General features: G+C 55.2%; 13 protein-coding genes. 11 read left to right on the top strand and 2 right to left on the bottom strand.

What is annotated here, in order from left to right; genetic code table 11:
* Positions 1–68: 68 nt before the first annotated feature.
* Positions 69–941, top strand: coding sequence for a DNA-3-methyladenine glycosylase 2 (gene alkA, locus MX657_RS15085; RefSeq protein ID WP_119916962.1), 873 nt, complete (start codon positions 69–71; stop codon positions 939–941).
* On the opposite strand, the gene MX657_RS15080 is transcribed toward alkA, so the two are convergent.
* Positions 906–4,235 (bottom strand): diguanylate cyclase, encoded by a 3,330-nt coding sequence (locus MX657_RS15080; protein ID WP_346806085.1) that lies wholly within the window; start codon positions 4,233–4,235, stop codon positions 906–908. The genes alkA and MX657_RS15080 overlap by 36 nt on opposite strands.
* Before the next feature lie 343 nt (positions 4,236–4,578).
* Here MX657_RS15080 and udk point away from each other — a divergent pair, with 343 nt between their 5' ends.
* The 3 genes from udk (at position 4,579) to asmA (ending at position 7,766) form a co-directional block, all read left to right on the top strand.
* Entirely contained in the window at positions 4,579–5,220 is a 642-nt protein-coding gene (gene udk / locus MX657_RS15075; RefSeq protein ID WP_008500855.1) for a uridine kinase, read from the top strand.
* Between the two features lie 91 nt (positions 5,221–5,311).
* Positions 5,312–5,893 (top strand): dCTP deaminase, encoded by a 582-nt coding sequence (gene dcd / locus MX657_RS15070; protein ID WP_020883257.1) that lies wholly within the window; start codon positions 5,312–5,314, stop codon positions 5,891–5,893.
* 22 nt (positions 5,894–5,915) lie between these two features.
* Positions 5,916–7,766 (top strand): outer membrane assembly protein AsmA, encoded by a 1,851-nt coding sequence (gene asmA, locus MX657_RS15065; RefSeq protein WP_346806084.1) that lies wholly within the window; start codon positions 5,916–5,918, stop codon positions 7,764–7,766.
* A gap of 55 nt (positions 7,767–7,821) precedes the next feature.
* On the opposite strand, the gene MX657_RS15060 is transcribed toward asmA, so the two are convergent.
* Positions 7,822–9,405, bottom strand: a complete 1,584-nt coding sequence (locus MX657_RS15060; RefSeq protein ID WP_080329680.1) for a TerC family protein — start codon at positions 9,403–9,405, stop codon at positions 7,822–7,824.
* Positions 9,406–10,097: 692 nt separating this feature from the next.
* Here MX657_RS15060 and MX657_RS15055 point away from each other — a divergent pair.
* The 7 genes from MX657_RS15055 (at position 10,098) to wcaD (ending at position 17,661) form a co-directional block, all read left to right on the top strand.
* Positions 10,098–11,237, top strand: coding sequence for a polysaccharide export protein (locus MX657_RS15055; RefSeq protein WP_014170829.1), 1,140 nt, complete (start codon positions 10,098–10,100; stop codon positions 11,235–11,237).
* 6 nt (positions 11,238–11,243) lie between these two features.
* Complete coding sequence (gene wzb, locus MX657_RS15050) at positions 11,244–11,687, top strand: low molecular weight protein-tyrosine-phosphatase Wzb (protein WP_061097666.1); 444 nt, start codon at positions 11,244–11,246, stop codon at positions 11,685–11,687.
* Between the two features lie 2 nt (positions 11,688–11,689).
* The gene (gene wzc, locus MX657_RS15045; RefSeq protein ID WP_346806083.1) at positions 11,690–13,852 is read left to right on the top strand and encodes a tyrosine-protein kinase Wzc; all 2,163 of its coding nucleotides are present in this window, start codon (positions 11,690–11,692) and stop codon (positions 13,850–13,852) included.
* Between the two features lie 66 nt (positions 13,853–13,918).
* Positions 13,919–14,761, top strand: a complete 843-nt coding sequence (wcaA, locus tag MX657_RS15040) for a colanic acid biosynthesis glycosyltransferase WcaA (protein WP_045908626.1) — start codon at positions 13,919–13,921, stop codon at positions 14,759–14,761.
* The gene (gene wcaB, locus MX657_RS15035; protein WP_080329677.1) at positions 14,761–15,252 is read left to right on the top strand and encodes a colanic acid biosynthesis acetyltransferase WcaB; all 492 of its coding nucleotides are present in this window, start codon (positions 14,761–14,763) and stop codon (positions 15,250–15,252) included. Before wcaA ends, wcaB begins: the two co-directional genes overlap by 1 nt.
* Complete coding sequence (gene wcaC, locus MX657_RS15030; RefSeq protein WP_346806082.1) at positions 15,249–16,466, top strand: colanic acid biosynthesis glycosyltransferase WcaC; 1,218 nt, start codon at positions 15,249–15,251, stop codon at positions 16,464–16,466. The genes wcaB and wcaC overlap by 4 nt, the downstream gene beginning before the upstream one ends.
* Entirely contained in the window at positions 16,441–17,661 is a 1,221-nt protein-coding gene (wcaD, locus tag MX657_RS15025) for a colanic acid polymerase WcaD (protein WP_029742034.1), read from the top strand. Before wcaC ends, wcaD begins: the two co-directional genes overlap by 26 nt.
* Positions 17,662–17,674: the final 13 nt, after the last annotated feature.

The raw sequence follows: 17,674 nt of genomic DNA, 5'->3' as shown, positions 1-17,674 counted from the left end.
AGGAATATGAAAGCAAGGCGAAACACCGCTTTTCCGTTTATCCTGAGAGGAATAAAAAAGGAGCAGCGATGTATACCCTGACGTGGCAACCCCCTTACGACTGGCAGTGGATGTTTGGCTTTCTCGGCGCCCGTGCGGTGACGGGCATTGAAACCGTCACGAGCGATTATTACGAGCGCAGCTTTGCCTGCGAGGGCCATCAGGGGATTTTTCGCGTAACGCCGGATATCGCCACCCATACGCTGAATGTGACCCTCAGCCCGGGATTAATTCCGGTTGCGCAGACGTGTCTTGAACGCATCGCGCGCCTGTTCGATCTCGCCTGCAACCCGCAGCACATCGCGGATACCCTGGGGGATCTCGGCGCTACCCGGCCCGGCCTGCGTTTGCCGGGGGCGATGGATGCGTACGAGCAGGGCGTCCGGGCCATTCTCGGCCAGCTGGTCAGCGTGGCGATGGCGGCGAAACTGGCTTCCCGCGTTGTCGCCCTGTGCGGAGAGCCGGTAAAAGATGCACCGGGTTATGTCTGCTTTCCCTCCCCGCAAGCGCTGGCGGTTGCCGATCCGCTGGCGCTCAAGGCGCTCGGGATGCCGGTAAAACGCGCGGAGTCGCTGATTCATCTGGCGCAGTCGGTCGTCGACGGAACCTTTCCGCTGACGCCGCCTGAAGACGTTGAGGCGGGCATGAAGGCGCTACAGCAGCGGCCAGGGATCGGACGCTGGACGGCAAACTACCTGGCCCTGCGCGGCTGGCAGGCGAAAGATGTGTTCCTGCCGGATGATTATCTGATTAAGCAACGCTTTGCCGGGATGACGCCCGCGCAGATTCGTCGTTACGCCGAGCGCTGGCAGCCGTGGCGTTCTTACGCGCTGCTGCACATCTGGTATACCGACGGCTGGGCACCGTCAGTTGATGGCGAAATAACTGGTGTTAAGCAGTAGATCAAGCGGCTGCGGTTCAGCGATGGTATCGCCATAAATAAAATCGATGCCAATGCCGGACAGCGTATCCATCATGATGGGCTGATTACACGGACCCGCGATGGTCTTCATCCCCAGACGCTGGGCGTGGCCCTGGACGATGGTCACCATCATCTCGTCCATCAGATTGCCATATACGTTGCTCACCACTTCTGCATCCAGCATCAGATAATCGGCCATGTTCGGGCTCAGGTGGGTGAAGACGTTCATGTCGCGTCCTGTCTGGCTGAAGATCACGCGGCAGCCCGCCTGACGAAGCTTTTGCAAACCCCGCTGCAGATTCTCATCCGGGTGACACACCACGTCGGCGGTGATAACCAGATGCAGCAGACGGCCCGGCAGGGAGCTGTTATCCAGAAGATCGAGCAGTTCATCCACCAGCGTCACGCTGGCTAAACCGGCCGCAGAAAGCGGCAGCGCCACGCCCATCCCCTTGCTGGCAACCTGGGCCGCGTAGTTACGGAAAAACTCGCTGAAGATGCGTCTGTCAAGGGCATGCAGCAGCTCAGGCTCCGCCAGACCCGCGCGGAAAGCATGTTCCTCCTGCACCTCGCCCTGGCTGGTCCACAGGCGCAGCGAAATCAGCCAGAAGTTACAGCTCTCCGGTATGCGTGGGGAGGCGACGCTGCGGGCTATCATCAACAAATGATTGTCTTTGATCATGTGCCACTGCTCGTCCAGCGACAGCATGCTGCGCGTGCTGCGGTCCCGCTCCTGCTGGGGTTCGTAAACCGTCACGATGCCGCGCCCGCTGTTTTTCGAGGCATAACAGGCAATATCCGCCTGCGACATCACGTCTGACGCCTGGTAGTTATTTTCATCAATCAACGTGATCCCTGCGCTGGCACCAATCCTGTGCAGGCGGCCTTCCCACATAAAGTGATAGTCATTAATGGTGTGGATCAGGCGACCGGTGATATAGCGCGCGCTCTCAATATTGCAGTCCGGCAGCAGCAGCCCGAACTCGTCTCCGCCCAGACGCGCCAGCACGTCGCTGGAGCGGAGCAGGGTTAACATCATGGAAGAGAGTTCCCGCAACAGGGCATCCCCCGCCGCATGGCCAGCGCTATCGTTGACGGCTTTGAAGCGGTCCAGATCGATAAAGACCAGCGCATGACGCTGACGCGTCTCACGTACGGTTTGCAGAAGCCGTTTGAGATGGTTTTCAAAGCTGACGCGGTTTGCCAGGTGGGTCAGGGCATCGTGTGAGGCGCTATAGCTCAGCTGGCGCAGCATTTTGCGCGATTCAGTAACATCCTGAATAACGATAACCGAGCCAATACTTTTCCCCTCGAGCGTGCTGAGCGGCGTAATGCTGTAATGGATATCGAACGATCCCCCGGTGCGGCAGTTCAGCACCACGTCCTGGTCGATATCCGAACGGGACATATCACCACTGTGAATGTTTTCCATCAGCGGACCTTGCTCACCAAAGGTGATATGTAACACCTTCAGGATCGGCTGGCCGATGGCCTCGGTCTGCAGCCAGCCGCTCATCTTCTCGGCGACCGGGTTCATAAAGGTGACGTTCATATCAATATCGGTACAGAGCACCGCTTCGCCGATGGAGTCGAGGGTGATGTGCAGACGCTCTTTTTCCTGGAACAGCGCCTCGTTAAGCTGCTTCACCTCGGTCATGTCCATATTGATGCCGAGCAAGCGTTCGACTTCACCCTCTTTATTCAGCACCCGGTTTGCCAGGGAGCGAATATGGCGCACGCCTTCCTTCACGCGGATACGGAATTCCAGCTTAAACGGCAGACGGGAAACCAGGGAATCTCGCAGCACTTTTTCAGCATGCGCGCGATCTTCCGGCAGCATGGCGTCGTGCCAGAGCTGCCAGGTGGGCTTAATGTGCGGCGGGATTTCATACAGCTCGAACATCCGCTTATCCCAGCTGATGATGTCTGGCTCCAGATCCCACTCCCAGATGCCGATGCCGCCGGCTTCGTTGGCCAGCGTAATGCGCTCCATCAGGCGTTTGTTGACCCACTCGGTCTGCTTCAGGTCGTTAATATCTTCAATCTGGGCGATGAAATAGAGCGGTGAGCCGTCGGCATGGCGCACGACGGACACGGCCAGAAGCGCCCAGACGACCTCGCCGTTGCGTGTGTAGTAGCGCTTCTCAAGGGTGTAGGTGTTAATGTCGCCGTTAACCAGCTGCTCCAGCTGTTCCAGATCGGTATGCAGATCTTCCGGCCAGGTGAGCTGCTGGAAGGTGAGCAACTGCAGTTCCGTCTGGCTGTAACCGAGGAAATTGCACAATGCCTTGTTGGCCTGAAGCCACTGGCCCTCAATGCTGACCAGTGCCATGCCGATGGCGGAATACTCCATCGCATTGCGAAAACGCTCTTCGCTTTCGGTGATGTGTTTGCGTTCGGCGCGGAAGGCATACATCACCATGGTCATCACGTTAGCGGGGAGAAGCAGCATCAGGAACGGCAGCCACGGCGCGTTCAGCATGGGTCCCACATGTTGGGTGGTCAGCGCCGCCGGGTTCCGGGCAATCATCAATGACACGACCATAACAGTGACCAGAAATACCATGAAGGCTTCCATTCGCGGCAGGCGCACGGCGCTCCACATCAGCAGAACGATCACGCAGGTAAAGGGCCACGGCAGCCAGGTAATGGAGGCCCAGCTAAGAGCCAGCGTGACGGCCATGGTGACCAGCGTTTCCAGCAGTAGTCTCGGGTCACGGTGGCGCAGCAGATAGTGAGGTTTGAACAGCAATCCCAGCGGCACCAGGGCCAGCGCGCCGATGGATTCAGAGAGCACCCAGACGATAAAATTACGCAGCGGTTCGGGAGCGGGGACCAGCAAATAGACCAGAACGCCGCCCACCAGCGGCGGTACCAGCGCGCTGCCAATGGCGAGGCGGATCCAGTCATTTAAATTTTGCAGCGGGTTATACCACGGGAGCAGCTTACGCAGTAACACTGCACCAATGAAGGCCTCAATAACGTTTATTGAGGTAAAGGCGAGGCTTATCTCCCCCCAGGAGAACAGCATCCACGAGGCCAGAATATTGCCGAACGAACAGGCCAGGGCAATACCGGGCCACATTTTCCCGGCATGGCGGTAAAACGCCACCATCATAATCGCGGTGGGGAACCAGAGCGGGGCCAGCAGGGTGCCGAAGCGGGTGAGCTCCAGCGAAAATAAGGTAAAGATAAAGGTGACCAGGCCCAGACAGACAAGTCGCAATAAAGGATGTGGGGTAGTAACCAAAACCCGCTGGTATTGTTTATTCATTACCGCTTTATCCAGAGACGCCATGCCGTCAGGAGAGAAGTCCGCACGAGTGAATTTGATAATTTGGTTTATGCTAGTACAAACAATTTACAATTCATATGGCGACTGCTCATAATTTGACATCATAGACTTATTAAATAGTTACTCGCTAAAAAATTCATGTTTAGCGCTGAAAAAACGGCCATTAAAATTTCACTCAGGGAACAATGCGTCACTTTTCAGGCTGTCTCGCATAACCTGCGCATTCGACTGGTATCACGCCCGCGAAATCCCTATAATTGCCGCGTTTGACGCTCCGGCGTCGTCCTTCCTTCACATCCAGGTTAATCAGGTCGCTAAATTTATGACTGATAAGTCTCATCAGTGCGTCATTATAGGCATCGCCGGCGCATCGGCTTCAGGTAAAAGTCTAATTGCCAGTACGCTTTATCGCGAACTGCGTGAACAGGTAGGTGATGAGCATATCGGCGTCATTCCCGAAGACAGTTATTACAAAGATCAATCCCATCTGTCGATGGAAGAGCGTGTAAAAACCAACTATGACCACCCGAATGCAATGGATCACAGTCTCCTGTTCCAGCATTTAGAAGCGCTTAAGAGCGGTCAGGCGATCGAACTGCCCGTTTACAGTTACGTAGAACACACCCGCACTCAGGAAACGATCCGCATTGAGCCGAAGAAGGTGATTATCCTTGAAGGCATCCTGCTTCTGACCGACGCTCGCCTGCGTGAATCCATGAACTTCTCCATTTTCGTTGATACCCCGCTGGATATCTGCCTGATGCGCCGCATCAAGCGTGACGTTAACGAGCGCGGCCGTTCGATGGACTCGGTCATGGCGCAGTACCAGAAAACGGTCCGCCCGATGTTCCTGCAATTTATTGAACCTTCCAAACAATACGCCGATATCATCGTGCCGCGCGGGGGCAAAAACCGCATTGCTATTGATATCTTAAAAGCGAAAATCAGCCAGTTTTTTGAATAAGCCGCGCGAATTGTGTACCGTTCAGAGATAACCTGGTTTTACCCTGAGCGTTCAACGGCTCAGGGTACGATGCATGAAAGGAGAAAGTGCCATGCGTCTTTGCGATCGTGATATTGAAGCCTGGCTGGATGAAGGCCGCTTGTCTATTACCCCACGTCCTCCCGTGGAGCGTATCAATGGGGTGACCGTTGATGTACGGTTGGGGAATAAATTCCGTACCTTTAGCGGTCATACTGCGCCGTTCATCGACCTCAGCGGGCCGAAGGATGAAGTCAGCGCCGCGCTCGATCGCGTGATGAGTGACGAAATCGTCATTGACGAAGGCGAAGCGTTTTATTTGCATCCGGGTGAACTGGCGCTGGCGGTGACGTATGAATCCGTGACTCTGCCTGCGGACCTCGTAGGCTGGCTCGATGGCCGTTCTTCTCTGGCGCGTCTGGGGCTGATGGTTCACGTGACCGCGCACCGTATCGACCCTGGCTGGTCGGGCCGGATTGTGCTGGAGTTTTTCAATGCCGGTAAACTGCCGCTGGCGCTGCGTCCGGGAATGATGATCGGTGCGTTAAGCTTTGAACCACTCACCGGCCCGGCAGACAGGCCTTATAACCGCCGTCAGGACGCAAAATACCGCGACCAGCAGGGTGCGGTTGCCAGCCGTATTGATAAAGACTGATCGTTAGTCCATTGAGGATGCCATGAGAAGAGTTCTGACAACGCTGATGATTTTGCTGGTGGTGCTGGTTGCTGGCCTTTCGGCGTTGGTTCTGCTGGTTAACCCGAATGATTTCCGCGCTTACATGGTGCGGCAGGTCGAGGCACGCAGTGGTTACCAACTGAAGCTTGACGGGCCGCTGCGCTGGCACGTCTGGCCGCAGCTCAGCATTCTCTCTGGCCGCATGTCGTTAACCGCACCGGGCGCGGCACAGCCGCTGGTCTCTGCGGACAACATGCGTCTCGATGTGGCGCTGATCCCGCTTATCTCCCATCAGCTGCAGGTTAATCAGGTGATGCTGAAAGGCGCGGTCATTCAGCTTACCCCGCAAACCGAAGCCGTGCGCGACGCGAATGCGCCTGTCGCGCCGCGCGAGAATACCTTACCGGATGAACCGTCCGATACGGGCTGGTCATTTGATATTGGCAAACTGAAAGTTGCTGATAGCGTGCTGGTGTTCCAGCATGAGGATGCAGAGCAGGTCACCGTCCGCAACATCAACCTGCAGATGGAGCAGGATGAACACCATCTTGCGTCGCTGGAGTTTAGCGGACGGGTAAATCGCGATCAGCGCGATCTGACGCTGTCGCTGAACGCCGGCGTGAATGCCTCGGACTACCCGCACCAGCTCACGGCCGACATCCAGCAGCTTAACTGGCAGCTGACGGGGGCGGATCTCCCTACCCAGGGGATAACCGGGCAGGGAACGCTGCAGGCCGTATGGCGCGAAGAACAAAAACAGCTGGCGCTGGATAACCTCAATCTGCAGGCCAACGACAGCAGCCTGAAAGGGCAGGCGAGCGTCACGCTCGAAGAGAAACCGAAGTGGGTTTTGAACCTGCAGTTTGACAAGCTCAACCTGGAAAACCTCCTGCCACCGCTGCCGGCTAGCGCAACGGACAGCGATGCGACCCAGACCGGGCAAAGCCAGTCTCCGGTGTCGCGCCCGGTCATTTCGTCCAACCTTGACCAGCCTGACTATAACGTTTTGCGCGGCTTCACGGCGGATGTTGCGCTGAAAGCCAACAGTGTGCGCTGGCGCGGCATTGATTTTACCGACGTGAGCAGCAAGCTGTTCAACCATAACGGGTTGCTGGCGATCTCTGAGTTGAGCGGCAAAATGGGGGCAGGGCATCTTTCGCTGCCAGGCACGCTGGACGTGCGTAAGGACATTGCCAGCGCCGAATTCCAGCCGCGTCTCGACAACGTTGAGATTGGCAGCATCCTGAAAGCCTTTAACTATCCGATATCCCTGACGGGGCAGTTGACGCTGGCGGGGGATTTTTCAGGCACCAAAATTGATGCCGACGCTTTCCGCCGAGAGTGGCAGGGCGAGGCGCATGTTGACCTGAAAGATTCGCGTATGGAAGGGCTTAACTTCCAGCAGCTGGTTCAGCAGGCGGTGGAGCGCAGCAGCGATGTTAAAGCCCAGGAAAACTACGACAGCGCAACGCGCCTCGACAGCTTCACCACTGACCTGACGCTGGATAACGGGGTACTGACGCTGGCCGGGATGCAGGGAACCTCATCCATGCTGTCGTTAACCGGGGAAGGCTCGCTGGATCTGGTCAAAGAGACGGCGGACACGCGCTTTAACGTCCGGGTACTTTCCGGCTGGCAGGGCGAAAGCAAGCTGATTGATTTCCTGAAAGAGACGCCCGTTCCGCTTAGCGTATATGGCAAATGGCAGGCGCTGAATTACAGCCTTCAGGTGGATCAGATCCTGCGTAAGCATCTGCAGGATGAAGCGAAACGTCGGCTCAACAGCTGGGCGGATCGTAATAAAGATTCCCAGAACGGCAAGGATGTGAAGAAGCTGCTGGATAAGCTTTGACGGTCGTAGTGCCGGGTGGCGGCTTCGCCTTACCCGGCCTACGGTGTCAGGCTTTTTACACCTCAAAATCCAGCTCTTCCTCATCCTTCAATGGAATAAGCTGCACTTTCTGCACGCGATGGTTTTCAATCTGCAGCGTTTTTAGCAGATAGTCTCCCACCTGAACCTCTTCTCCCGGCTGCGGGATGCGCTGCAAATACTCCATCAGCAGACCGGCGATGGTATGGTATTCCCGCTTTTCATCCAGCGGCAGTGGCACAAATTGCACCAGGTCTTCAAGCGGCATATGGCCGTTAGCCGTCCACGAACCGTCTGCGTTTTTCTGGATGTCGTGGCGGGCATCAATCTCATCCACCTCGTTAGGCAAATTACCTGCGATGGTTTCCATCACGTCGCTGAGCGTGACCAGCCCTTCCACCGAACCAAACTCATCCACTACGAAGGCAAAGTGGGTGCGCGCGTTGCGGAACTGCTCCAGCGCGGAGAGCAGCGGAAGCGCTTCCGGGAAGACCAGCGGCTGACGCACCAGCGCGCGCAGGTTGAGCGCCTCGCCGTGCAGCTGCTGCTGGAGCAGGTCAATTACGTGCACTACGCCCAGGAGTTCCTCTTCTTCGTCGCCGCCGGTGACCACCACGCGGGTATGCTGGTTTTTATCCAGCAGGGCGCGGATCTGCTCTTCCGGTGCCGTGAGGTCAATATGCTCAATATCGTGCCGCGAGGTCATGATGCTGCTGACCGTGCGCTGATTCAGGTTGAGCACGCGCTCGATCATCAGCCGCTCCTGCGGGTTAAAGATCTGCCCGTCGCTGTGATCGGCCAGCAGGGCAGAGGATTCGGCGTCCAGCTCGGCATCCTCTTTCCTGCCGCTCAGCAGGCGCATGACGGTGTCTGCCGTGCGCTGGCGCAGCGTCTGATTAGCGGAGAGAAACCGGCGGCGGTTAAATATTGCCAGCTGGTTAAGCGCTTCAATCATGACGGAGAAGCCGATGGCAGCGTACAGATAGCCCTTCGGAATGTGGAAGCCGAAACCATCGGCAACCAGGCTAAAGCCAATCATCAGCAGGAAGCTCAGGCACAGGATCACGATGGTCGGGTGGCTGTTCACAAAGCGGGTCAGCGCCTTGCTTGCCATCACCATCAGCGTGATGGCGATGATCACCGCGGCCATCATCACCGCAAGGTGGTCCACCATCCCGACGGCGGTGATGACTGAATCAAGGGAGAAGACCGCATCCAGAACCACAATTTGCGCCACCACCGGCCAGAATTTCGCCCCGCGGCGCTGGGTCGGGTTTTCGCTGTCTTTTCCTTCGAGCCTTTCGTTAAGCTCCACCGTGGCTTTGAACAACAGGAACAACCCGCCGAAGAGCATGATGAGATCGCGGGCGCTAAAACTCAGACCGTGAACGGTGAACAGAGGCTGAGTCAGCGTGACCATCCAGGAGATAGAGGCCAGCAGCAGTAACCGCATCACCATCGCCAGCAGCAGGCCCGTCACGCGCGCGCGGTCGCGCTGGGAAGGGGGCAGTTTTTCAGCGAGGATGGCGATAAACACCAGATTATCAATCCCGAGCACGAGCTCAATGACCACCAGCGTCACCAGCCCGGCCCAGATTGATGGATCGGCAATCCATTCCATAGTAATAGCAATACCTTCTGTTATATGACGAATGTCACACTTCGATCATGGATAAAACCGGGGAAAAATGCAATGTCGGGCTGAGATTTCTCTTAATACAACGCGTAAAAAAGAGAGCATTCTCAAAAGGGTGTAAATAAGCGAAATACGTATATTTAATTACAAGGCGGGCACTTTAGGATATATCGCAGATAATGGTTTTTACTCTCTCTTTGTCAATATAAAGAAAATCCTAAAAGGGTAAAACTTTGCTCTTAATATTAATCTTAAAAACAGATATTAGGACAGTTGTCTCCTTGCCTGCTATTAGGTTAGCTGCAACAATTCTCCCAGCATCAAATGTTAAATCTTGTTGTTGCTATTATTGTTTTGGTCTTCGGGATGGTTATTCATTATCCGTTGGGTGTTGCAAACGGCTGATATATTTCCAGAAGACCTTGTTCAAGAGGGTGTCTATCCATAACACATTGTTTAGTCAGTGGATTGGTAACTGAAAGCCAAGGGCGGTAGCGTGCCTGAAAGCGTGTGAATCAGCCTCGATTATTCTGTCAATAGCCAATGGATGAATAAGCTTTTTTTAGGACTGATGCCAGTTATATTTCTATTTGATTAACTGCATGCTGAAACCCAATACGTCTCAAGCTTATTTAAATTGCACAGGATAATTACTCTGCCAAAGTGATAAATAATCAATGATGAAATCCAAAATGAAATTGATGCCATTATTGGTGTCTGTGACCTTGATGAGTGGTTGTACGGTCTTTCCCGGCAGCAATATGTCAACAATGGGTAAGGATGTGATCAAGCAACAGGATGCCGATTTTGATCTCGACAAAATGGTGAATGTTTATCCACTTACGCCACGTCTGGTCGAACAATTACGTCCACGCCCAAATGTTGCCCAGCCGAATATGTCTCTGGACCAGGAAATTGCCTCCTACCAGTATCGCGTGGGACCGGGTGACGTGATTAACGTGACCGTCTGGGATCACCCTGAACTGACCACCCCAGCGGGCCAGTACCGTAGCTCAAGCGACACCGGGAACTGGGTGCAGTCAGACGGCACCATGTTCTATCCGTACATTGGTAAAGTCCATGTTGCCGGGAAAACGCTTGCCGAGATCCGTAGTGATATTACCGGCCGCTTAGCGCAGTACATCGCCGACCCGCAGGTGGACGTTAATATCGCCGCATTCCGCTCGCAAAAAGCCTATATCTCCGGCCAGGTGAACAAATCCGGCCAGCAGGCCATCACCAACGTTCCGCTCACCGTTCTGGATGCCATTAACGCCGCAGGAGGCTTAACCGACGGCGCCGACTGGCGCAACGTCGTGTTGACCCACAACGGCAAAGAGCAGCGCATTTCGCTGCAGGCGCTGATGCAAAACGGCGACCTGACCCAGAACCGTCTGCTCTATCCGGGCGATATTCTCTACGTGCCGCGCAACGACGATCTGAAAGTCTTCGTGATGGGTGAAGTGAAGAAACAGAGCACCCTCAAAATGGACTTCAGCGGCATGACCCTGACCGAAGCGCTGGGCAATGCTGAAGGTATCGATCTGACCACCTCCAACGCGACCGGTATCTTCGTCATCCGTCCGCTGAAAGGTGAAGGCAGTGCGAAAGGCAAGATTGCCAACATCTACCAGCTGGATATGTCCGATGCGACATCTCTGGTGATGGCGACGGAGTTCCGTCTCCAGCCATACGATGTGGTGTATGTCACCACCGCGCCGGTTGCCCGCTGGAACCGTCTGATCAATCAGTTGCTGCCAACCATCAGTGGCGTTCGCTACATGACGGATACGGCGCGCGACATTCATACCTGGTAATTCGCGATGTTTAACAAAATTCTGGTGGTATGCGTGGGGAACATTTGCCGTTCCCCCACGGCTGAACGGCTGTTGAAACAGTACCAGCCCGAGTTAACGGTCGAGTCCGCAGGGCTGGGCGCGCTGGTGGGTAAAAGTGCCGATGAGCGCGCAACGAGCGTGGCCCGCGATCACAACCTCTCTCTTGACGGGCATATCGCCCGCCAGGTTACCGGCCGCATGTGCCGGGAGTATGACCTGATTCTGGCAATGGAAAAACGTCATATTCATGCGCTGTGCGATATCGCACCGGAGATGCGCGGCAAGGTGATGCTGTTTGGTCACTGGGACAACGAGCGCGAAATCCCCGATCCGTATCGCAAAAGCCATGAGGCCTTCGAGGCGGTTTACACCTTACTTGACCAGTCTGCCCAACAGTGGGCGCAGGCACTGAAAGCTCAGCAGGGATAACAATGACAGAAAAAACAAAACCTTCTGCCGCCCCGACTTCGGGCAGTGATGAAATTGATATTGGTCGCCTGGTCGGCACAGTTATCGAAGCAAAGTGGTGGGTAGTTGGCATTACCGCCGTGTTCGCCGCGGCGGCCGTCGTGTATACGCTGTTCGCCACGCCTATCTACAGCGCCGACGCGCTGGTGCAGATTGAACAGAATACCGGTAACTCGCTGGTGCAGGATATCGGCTCGGCGCTGGCGAACAAGCCGCCGGCATCCGACGCTGAAATTCAGCTGATCCAGTCGCGTCTGGTGCTGGGTAAAACGGTTCACGATCTCGGCCTCGACATCTCCGTTACCAAAAATACGTTCCCAATCTTCGGTGCGGGCTGGGACCGTCTGATGGGGCGCAGCAATGACACCGTCAAGGTCACTGACTTTGTGCTGCCGAAAGGGGCGGGGGATCAAACCTTTACCCTGACGGTGCTGGGTCTGAAACAGTACCAGCTGACCAGTGATGCGGGCTTTAGCGCACGCGGCGAAGTGGGGCAGATGCTGAACAAAGACGGCGTCAGCATGATGGTTAGCGCGATTCACGCCCAGGAGGGCGGTGAATTCACCGTGACCAAATTCTCCACGCTGGGAATGATCAACAATCTGCAGAACAACCTGACTGTCACCGAAAACGGTAAGGACACCGGCGTGCTGAGCATGACCTTTACCGGTGAAGATAAGGATCAAATCCGCGACATCCTGAACAGCATTACCCGCAACTACCTTGAGCAGAACGTCGAGCGCAAGTCGGCGGAAGCGGCGAAAAGCCTGGCGTTCCTCTCTAAACAACTCCCGGAAGTGCGTGCCCGTCTGGACGATGCCGAGAACAAGCTGAACGCCTTCCGTCAGGATAAAGACTCCGTTGACCTGCCGCTGGAGGCCAAATCGGTTCTCGACTCGATGGTGAATATTGATGCGCAGCTCAACGAGCTGACCTTCAAAGAGGCGGAGATTTCCAAGCTTTACACCAAACGCCACCCGGCCTACCGCACGCTGCTGGAAAAACGCCGCACCCTCGAAGAGGAGAAGGCGAAGCTGAACGACCGCGTGACCGCGATGCCGAAAACGCAGCAGGAGATCGTGCGTCTGACCCGTGACGTGGAGTCCGGACAGCAGGTTTACATGCAGCTGCTGAACAAGCAGCAGGAGCTGAAAATCACCGAGGCCAGCACCGTGGGTGATGTGCGCATCGTCGACCCGGCCATTACTCAGCCCGGCGTGCTGAAGCCGAAGAAAGCGCTGATTATTCTCGGCAGCATTATTCTTGGCCTGATGCTCTCCATCGTCGGCGTGCTGCTGCGTTCGCTGTTCAACCGCGGCATCGAAAGCCCGCAGGTGCTGGAAGAGAGTGGTATTAACGTCTATGCCAGCATCCCGCTGTCTGAGTGGCAAAAATCCCGTGACAGTGTCAAGACCATCAAGGGCGTTAAGCGTTACAAACAGAGCCAGCTGCTGGCCGTGGGTAACCCAACCGACCTGGCGATTGAAGCCATCCGCAGCCTGCGTACCAGCCTGCACTTCGCCATGATGCAGGCCAAAAACAACGTCCTGATGTTAACCGGCGTCAGCCCGTCAATCGGTAAGACCTTCGTCTGTGCCAACCTGGCGGCGGTGGTGAGCCAGACCAACAAGCGCGTGCTGCTGATCGACTGCGATATGCGTAAGGGTTACACCCACGAACTGCTGGGAACCAACAACGTGAACGGTCTGTCGGAAATCCTGCTGGGTAAAGGGGAAATCAGCGAGAGCGCCAAGCCGACCTCGATTCCACAGTTTGACCTGATCCCGCGTGGTCAGGTGCCGCCGAACCCGTCTGAACTGCTGATGAGCGAGCGCTTCACCCAGCTGATCGAATGGGCGAGCAAACACTATGACCTGGTGCTGATCGATACGCCGCCGATTCTGGCCGTGACCGACGCCGCCGTAGTGGGCCGCCATGCGGGCACCACCCTGATGGTCGCGCGCTATGCGGTGAACACGCTGAAAGAGGTGGAAACCAGCCTGAGCCGCTTCGAGCAGAACGGTATTGAGGTGAAGGGGGTCATTCTGAACTCCATCTTCCGCCGCGCGACCGGGTACCAGGATTACGGTTACTACGAGTACGAATACAAATCTGACTCTAAATAAAAAAGATCTCTCACCCTAACCCTCTCCCCTCGGGGAGAGGGCCGGGGTGAGGGGTGAGGGGAAAATATGACCACACAACGCCCTTTGATTTCTATCTATATGCCGACATGGAACCGTCAGCAGCTGGCGATCCGCGCAATTAAGTCGGTCTTACGTCAGGATTACGATAACTGGGAACTGATCATCGTGGATGACTGTTCTTCCTCGTATGAACAGCTGCAAAAGTTTGTGACTGACCTCAACGACCCGCGGGTGGTCTATACGCATAACGCGATTAACTCCGGGGCGTGTGCAGTACGTAATCAGGCGATTATGCAGGCCAAAGGGCAGTATCTGACCGGCATCGACGACGATGACGAATGGACGCCGAACCGCCTGTCCGTCTTCCTGTCGCATAAAGAGCAGCTGGTCACGCACGCGTTTCTCTATGCCAACGACTATGTCTGCCAGGGCGAGGTGTATTCGCAGCCTGCCAGCCTGCCGCTGTACCCGAAATCACCGTACTCCCGTCGCCTGTTCTACAAGCGCAATATTATTGGTAATCAGGTCTTTACCTGGGCGTGGCGCTTTAAGGAGTGCCTGTTCGATACCGAACTGAAGGCCGCGCAGGATTACGACATCTTCCTGCGGATGGTGGTGGAGTACGGCGAGCCGTGGAAAGTGGAAGAGGCCACGCAGATCCTGCACATCAACCACGGGGAGATGCAGATCACCTCCTCTCCGAAGAAGTTCTCGGGCTATTTCCATTTTTACCGCAAGCACAAGGACAAGTTTGACCGTGCCAGCCGGAAGTATCAGCTCTTTACCCTGTATCAGATCCGCAACAAGCGCATGAACTGGCGCACCCTGCTGACGCTGCTGTCCGTGCGTAACGGCAAACGTCTGGCTGACGGGCTTCGGGGGAAATAATGTTTCTGGAAGATTGCCGCGCAAACAGCTGGAGCCTGCGCCCGTGCTGCATGGTTCTGGCGTACCGCATCGCGCACTTTTGCTCGGTGTGGCGCAAGAAAAACGTACTGAACAATATCTGGGCGGCACCCGTGCTGGTGCTGTACCGCATCATCACCGAATGCTTTTTTGGTTATGAGATTCAGGCCGCTGCCACCATTGGCCGCCGCTTCACCATCCATCACGGCTATGCGGTGGTGATCAACAAGTTCGTGGTCGCGGGTGATGATTTCACCATCCGCCACGCGGTCACCATTGGCAACCGCGGGCCTGACAGCCTGGCCTGCCCGGTCATCGGCAATAACGTCGAGCTGGGCGCCAACGTGGTGGTCATCGGTGACATCACGATCGGTAACAACGTGACGATCGGGGCGGGCAGCGTGGTGCTGGACAGCGTTCCCGATAACGCGCTGGTGGTGGGAGAAAAAGCCCGCGTGAAGGTGATTAAATGAACATTCTGCAATTTAACGTACGCCTCGCAGAAGGCGGAGCGGCAGGCGTAGCGCTGGATTTGCACCAGCGCGCGCTGCAAAAAGGACTCCAGTCTCGTTTTATTTACGGCTACGGCAAAGGCGGCAAGAAAAGCGTTAGCCACGATAACTTCCCGCAGGTGCACAAGCACACGCCGCGTCTGACCTCGATTGCCAACATTGCGCTGTTCCGCCTGTTTAACCGCGATCTGTTTGGCAACCTGAACAATCTTTATCGCACCGTGACCCGCACGACCGGCCCGGTTGTGCTGCATTTTCACGTGCTGCACAGCTACTGGCTGAACCTGGAAGAGGTGGTGGCGTTTTGTCAGAAGGTGCAGGCCCACAAGCCCGACACCCGTTTCGTCTGGACGCTGCATGACCACTGGAGCGTGACCGGACGCTGCGCCTTTACCGACGGCTGCGAAGGCTGGAAAGATAACTGCCAGAAATGCCCGACGTTAAGCAACTACCCGCCGGTGAAGGTGGATCGCGCGCATCAGCTGGTAGACGGCAAACGCCAGTTGTTCCGCGACATGCTCTCGCTCGGCTGCACGTTTATCTCCCCGAGCCAGCACGTGGCCGATGCCTTTAACAGCCTGTATGGGGCAGGGCGCTGTCAGATTATCAACAACGGTATCGACGTGGCGACGGAAGCCATTCTGGCCGAACTGACGCCGGTGGCGGAAACCGCGGGCAAACCGAAAATCGCCATCGTTGCGCATGACCTTCGCTACGACGGAAAAACCAACCAGCAGCTGGTGCGCGACATGATGGCGCTGGGTGACAAGATTGAGCTTCACACCTTCGGCAAGTTTTCCCCGTTCGAAGGGGCCAACGTGGTGAACCACGGGTTTGAAACCGACAAGCGCAAGCTGATGAGCGCCCTGAACGGTATGGACGCGCTGGTGTTCAGCTCCCGCGTGGATAACTACCCGCTAATCCTCTGCGAAGCGCTCTCCATCGGCGTGCCGGTGATTGCCACCCACAGCGATGCGGCACATGAGGTGCTGGAAAAATCCGGCGGGAAAACCTTCGTGGAGCAGGAGGTTCTGCCGCTGGTGCAGCTGCCGAAGGCGCAGATCGCCGAGGCCGTTTTTGGCACTGACCTGGAATCGTTCCGCAACCGCAGCCGCAAGGCCTACAGTGGACAACAGATGCTGGAGGAGTATGTCTCGTTCTATCAGAATCTGTAGTTATCTGCTGCTGCCGCTAATCTACCTGCTGGTCAACGTCAAAATTGCCCAGCTTGGCGAAAGCTTCCCGATAACCATCGTGACTTTTCTGCCCGTTCTGCTTCTGCTGTATGTCGATAAAATCAACCTGAAGAAGCTGATGATTGCCCTGGGGCTGGGCACGGGCCTGACGCTGTTTAACTACATCTTTGGCCAGTCGCTGGATGCCAGTAAATACGTCACGTCAACCATGCTGTTTGTTTATATTGTCATTATTATCGGAATGGTCTGGAGTATTCGCTTTAAAACAATATCTCCGCACAATTATCGGAAAATCCTCAGGTTCTTTTATATTGCCGTTGCGTTAATTGTTATGCTTGCCGCACTGGAAATGGCGCAAATTATTTTGACCGGTGGCAGTAGCTTGATGGAGATAATTTCGAAATATCTCATATACAGCAACAGCTATGTACTGAACTTCATTAAGTTTGGCGGGAAGCGTACCACGGCGCTCTATTTTGAACCGGCGTTTTTCGCTCTGGCGTTAATCTCAATTTGGCTCAGCATCAAACAGTTTGGTATCAAAACGCCTAAGACCGATGCTATGATTCTTGCAGGAATTGTTCTGTCCGGGTCGTTCTCAGGGGTAATGACATTTATCCTGTTTTACCTGCTGGAGTGGGCGTTCCAGTACCTGAACAAAGATGCGATTAAGAAAAAACTGCCGCTGGCGATTATCTCCCTGACGGTATTTATGGTCGGCGTGATATTTGCCTTCCCGTACATCTCAGAACGTCTGGGTGATTTGGGAACGGAAGGGTCATCGTCCTATTATCGCATCATTGGTCCGCTGGTGATGGTGGGTTATTCCTTAACCCATATTGATGGTGTAGTAAGATTCGGCTCACTTTACGAATATGTTGCATCATTCGGAATCTTTAACGGTGCGGATGTCGGTAAAACCATAGACAATGGTCTGTATCTGTTAATTATTTATTTTTCATGGTTCGCCGTACTGTTGACGCTGTGGTATCTGTTTAAAGTATTCAAAATGATGATCAACGCGTTTGGTGATAACCAGAACTTTCGCGTGCAGCTTTATCTTTTTACGCCGGTGTCGCTGTTTTTTACCGGGTCAATATTTAGCCCGGAATATGCTTTCTTGATTGTCTGTCCGTTTATTTTGCGCAAGGCGCTTAATATTACGAACGTATGACGAAATGAGGTGA

The sequence above is a fragment of the Enterobacter chuandaensis genome (assembly GCF_039718975.1).
GTDB lineage: Bacteria > Pseudomonadota > Gammaproteobacteria > Enterobacterales > Enterobacteriaceae > Enterobacter > Enterobacter chuandaensis.
Note: the sequence above shows the minus strand (reverse complement) of the source record. Positions and strands in the feature narration are given on the sequence as shown.

What these genes read in the sequence shown, in the direction of transcription:
- MX657_RS15055 (WP_014170829.1), top strand. Translation starts at nt 10,098, where the DNA reads ATGATGAAATCCAAAATGAAATTGATGCCATTATTGGTGTCTGTGACC.
- dcd (WP_020883257.1), top strand. Translation starts at nt 5,312, where the DNA reads ATGCGTCTTTGCGATCGTGATATTGAAGCCTGGCTGGATGAAGGCCGC.
- wcaB (WP_080329677.1), top strand. Translation starts at nt 14,761, where the DNA reads ATGTTTCTGGAAGATTGCCGCGCAAACAGCTGGAGCCTGCGCCCGTGC.
- MX657_RS15060 (WP_080329680.1), bottom strand. Translation starts at nt 9,405, where the DNA reads ATGGAATGGATTGCCGATCCATCAATCTGGGCCGGGCTGGTGACGCTG.
- MX657_RS15080 (WP_346806085.1), bottom strand. Translation starts at nt 4,235, where the DNA reads ATGAATAAACAATACCAGCGGGTTTTGGTTACTACCCCACATCCTTTA.
- udk (WP_008500855.1), top strand. Translation starts at nt 4,579, where the DNA reads ATGACTGATAAGTCTCATCAGTGCGTCATTATAGGCATCGCCGGCGCA.
- wcaC (WP_346806082.1), top strand. Translation starts at nt 15,249, where the DNA reads ATGAACATTCTGCAATTTAACGTACGCCTCGCAGAAGGCGGAGCGGCA.
- wcaA (WP_045908626.1), top strand. Translation starts at nt 13,919, where the DNA reads ATGACCACACAACGCCCTTTGATTTCTATCTATATGCCGACATGGAAC.
- alkA (WP_119916962.1), top strand. Translation starts at nt 69, where the DNA reads ATGTATACCCTGACGTGGCAACCCCCTTACGACTGGCAGTGGATGTTT.
- wcaD (WP_029742034.1), top strand. Translation starts at nt 16,441, where the DNA reads ATGTCTCGTTCTATCAGAATCTGTAGTTATCTGCTGCTGCCGCTAATC.
- wzc (WP_346806083.1), top strand. Translation starts at nt 11,690, where the DNA reads ATGACAGAAAAAACAAAACCTTCTGCCGCCCCGACTTCGGGCAGTGAT.
- asmA (WP_346806084.1), top strand. Translation starts at nt 5,916, where the DNA reads ATGAGAAGAGTTCTGACAACGCTGATGATTTTGCTGGTGGTGCTGGTT.
- wzb (WP_061097666.1), top strand. Translation starts at nt 11,244, where the DNA reads ATGTTTAACAAAATTCTGGTGGTATGCGTGGGGAACATTTGCCGTTCC.